This is a genomic window from Streptomyces albospinus (assembly GCF_014648695.1).
GTDB classification, from domain to species: domain Bacteria; phylum Actinomycetota; class Actinomycetes; order Streptomycetales; family Streptomycetaceae; genus Streptomyces; species Streptomyces albospinus.
In genome coordinates this window covers 388-3,806 of sequence record NZ_BMRP01000049.1, presented here as the reverse complement: position 1 = coordinate 3,806, position 3,419 = coordinate 388, and the positions used below count along the sequence as shown (strand labels likewise).

Here is a 3,419-nt window from a genome sequence, read left to right as displayed (position 1 = left end):
CCCACTCCGGAAAGGAGCGGGGGCGGCGGCCTTCGGTGTGTCCGGACGGGGCGTCACAACCCGTTGACCCGGGCCTCCCTGGCCATGCCGAGGGGCCGGATACTGGATGCCACCGCGCGGGCCCGGCGGCCGGCGCGGGCCCGGTGGCTGCGGACATGGGCCATCAGCCGGCGGCTGCGGAGGGCCATTTCCAGCTCGAAGCGGGTCCGCGGATCGCGTAGCGCCGGGCCGAAGAGTTTCTCGATCTGACGCAATCGGTAGCGGACGGTCTGCGGATGGACGTGTAGGAGCTTGGCGGCCTCGGGGGCGCCGCCGCCCTCCAGCCAGGCCAGCAGGGTGACCTCCAGGCGTTCGTTCTGGCGTGGCGTCAATTCCGAGAGCGGGCCCAGCCAACGGGACGTCAGGGCGTCGGCCAGCGACTCGTCCTGGAGGAGCAGCAGCGCCGAGAGGTGGTCGTCGACGAACGCCGGACGGGTCTCGGGGCCGCCTCTGCCGGGCGCCAGGGACAGCAGATAGCGCGCCCAGCGCAGCGAGGAGGCGGCGTCCGCGGCGGGGACGGCATGGCCGACGGCGGCGGCACGGCCCTTGAGGGCGGCTTCCAGGCGGGCCCTGGTCTGGGTGGCCGGGTCGGGCACGAAGAGGGCGGTGTAGCCGTCGACGCTGCCGATGAGCGCATGCCCCAGGGCGGCGGCCAGTTGGGGGGCCTCGGCGGGGGTGGCGAGGACCACGGCCTGGACGGTGTCGGGGACCGGCCAGCCGGCCGCCCGGGCGAGTTCACCGAGGCCGCCCTCCGGGGTATCCCGCTGCCCGGCGAGGACGCCGAAGAGGTCCTGACGGGCCCGCGCCACCGGCATCGGGGTCACGACGGACGGCACGGCCGGGGGCTTGCTTTGCGATGATTTCTGGTACCCGAGACAGGTCAGCAGCGCCTGTTCCAGTGCCCATTGAGCGTCTTCCACGGGTGTGTCACCGAGAAGTGCAGCCATTGCCGGAAATCCACGCTGCAACTCCGCGACCACCTCCTCCACAAGGTCCGGAAGTTCATTTCTCACGACCCGGGTCCACTCGCCGCGGGGCTGCGCCCAAAGGCGGTTCAGGAGATCACACATCGCTACCTCGATCCTGGCGGGGATGCGGCTGGACAGGGACTTGGCGCCCTGAGTGCACCTGATTCGGCATCATCCGGAGTCCTCCCCGAGGTCCGCGATGCACGTGCAGGAATTTGTCACAGCGCGCTAAACATCAGGAAATCCAGCGGAGGTTCGGTGATGCTTTTGGTCATCCGGATTACGGCCGCGAGTATCCGGCCGGTCACGGAATGTTGAGTGTTACCGGGGGTCACACGAATAGTGGTCCGGACAAATGCCCCGGAGCCCTCGGAATAAATACCGCCGCCGGGATAAATCGCCGGAATTTGCGTACGGCAACCGGTCGCGTCCCGCCCACGGGAGGTCTGATGTCCGCCCCGCCCCCACCCTCCGCCCGAACCGCCCTGCTGCGCCCGGCACTTCCGGCCGCGCTGCTGCTCTTCCTCGCCGTCACCCTGCACTCCGGCGCGATGGACAGCACGGTGCACTTCCTGGACTACGGCGCCGGGGTACTGGCGCTGGTCTCGCTCTCCGCCACGGTGCTGTGGGGGCTGGCCGCCACCGACCGGATGGTGCTGCACACCCCGCACCGGCTGCTCGCGCAGGCCGTGCACCGCGGCACCGGCGTCGCGGGCCTGGGCTTCCTGGGTCTGCACATCTGGGTGAAGGTCGCCCAGGGGCAGACCGGGGCGATGGCCGCCGCGGTGCCGTTCACCGACGGCGTGCGGCCGGTGCTCATCGGCTGCGGCACGCTCGCCGCGTACGGGTTCGTGGCGGTCGCGGTGACCGGCGCGGCGCGCGGCGCGTTCACCGGCCGCACCTCCGCCCGCTGGTGGCGGGCGCTGCACACGGTCGCCTACCCCGCCTGGGCACTGGCTCTGCTGCACGGCCTCAAGTCCGGCCGGGCCGCGGCGGGTTGGGCGGTGGCGGGATACGGCATCGCGCTCGCCGGCGTGGCCGTACGGCTCGCCCTGCGGCTGCGCGGCCCGCGCCACACCACAGGAACAGGAGCAGGAGATGAGCCCCGATGACCGCCCCGGCCCCCACCCGCCCGATGCCGATCGCCCCGGACACCACCCTGGTGCCCGCCCCCGCACCCGGAAGTACCCCCGGAGCTCCCGGTGTTCCCGTCCCGGTCCCCACCCTGACGTCCATGGGGCCGCCGCGGCTGCTCGCCGGGCTCGACGAACTGCACCGGCTCGACCGGGTCGCCCATCTGACGCTGCACGGCCAGCTGCCCCGGCTGAGCGCCCAGGAGCTGGTGGCGCTGGCCGAGGACACCGAGCTGCGCGGCCGGGGCGGCGCCGGCTTCCCGTTCGCCCGGAAGGTGACCGCCGTCCTCGACGGCATCCGCCGCTCCGACGGGAAGGCCGCGGTGGTCGTCAACGGCAGCGAGGGCGAGCCCAGTTGCCTCAAGGACACCGCGCTGCTGCTGCACGTACCGCATCTGGTGCTGGACGGCGCGCTGCTGGCCGCGGGCGCGATCGGTGCCCGGCAGATCGCCATCGGGGTGACCCGCCCCGACGTGGCGGACTCGGTGCGCCGCGCCATCGCCGAACGCGGCCCGGTCCGCCCGCCGTTACGGGTCACCCGGCTGCCCGAGCGGTTCGTCACCGGCGAGGGCACCTCCCTCACCAGCGGCCTGTCCGGCGGCCCCGCACTGCCCTCGGGCCGCAAGATCCGCTCCAGCGAGCGCGGCCTGGACGGCATGCCCACCCTGCTGTCCAATGCCGAGACCTACGCCCAACTCGCCCTGGCCGCACGGCTCGGCGCCCTCGGCTACCGCACCGCGGGCCTGCCCACCGAGCCCGGCACCCTGCTGCTGACCGTCGCCGGCCGCCAGGTCGTGGAGGCGCCCTACGGGACGCCGCTGCTCCAGGTCCTCACCCACTGCGGCACGGACGCCGGGCAGGGCGTCCTCCTCGGCGGCTACCACGGCACCTGGCTCTCCCCCGACGCCGCGCGGACCGCGACCCTCTCCCGGGACGCGCTGAGCGCCTACGACGCGGTGCTGGGCGCCGGGGCGGTCCTGCCGCTGCCGTACGACACCTGCCCGGCGGGGGAGACCGTACGGGTCGCCCGCTGGATGGCCGCCGAGTCCGCCGGGCAGTGCGGGCCCTGCGTCCTGGGGCTGCCCGCCCTCGCCGATCAGCTCGACCGCGCCGTACGGGGTGGCGGGGACGCCGCCCTGGAGGCCGTGCACGCCCGGCTCCGGGCGGTTCGCGGTCGCGGCGCCTGTAGCCACCCGGACGGTACCGCGCGCTTCGTGGCGTCGGCCCTTGCCGCCTTCCCCGAGGAGTTCGACCGCCACGCGCACGGGTTCGGGTGCGG

Annotated in this window: 2 protein-coding genes and 1 pseudogene; 2 read left to right on the top strand and 1 reads right to left on the bottom strand. The window is 73.7% G+C overall.

The window, feature by feature from the left end; translation table 11 throughout:
- Positions 1 to 53: 53 nt before the first annotated feature.
- Complete coding sequence (locus IEZ17_RS35420) at positions 54 to 875, bottom strand: PucR family transcriptional regulator (protein WP_229852960.1); 822 nt, start codon at positions 873 to 875, stop codon at positions 54 to 56.
- A gap of 581 nt (positions 876 to 1,456) precedes the next feature.
- Between IEZ17_RS35420 and IEZ17_RS35415 the strand changes: the two genes are divergently transcribed.
- Together IEZ17_RS35415 and IEZ17_RS35410 are read left to right on the top strand one after the other, a co-directional pair.
- Positions 1,457 to 2,119: a hypothetical protein gene (locus IEZ17_RS35415; RefSeq protein WP_229852959.1), complete on the top strand. Its 663-nt coding sequence runs from the start codon at positions 1,457 to 1,459 to the stop codon at positions 2,117 to 2,119.
- Positions 2,116 to 3,419: pseudogene (locus tag IEZ17_RS35410) on the top strand (NADH-ubiquinone oxidoreductase-F iron-sulfur binding region domain-containing protein); the annotation flags it as partial. The gene IEZ17_RS35415 and the pseudogene IEZ17_RS35410, both read left to right, overlap by 4 nt.

Bases quoted from the DNA above. Each gene is read 5' to 3' on its own strand.
- IEZ17_RS35415 (WP_229852959.1), top strand. From the start codon at position 1,457: ATGTCCGCCCCGCCCCCACCCTCCGCCCGAACCGCCCTGCTGCGCCCG.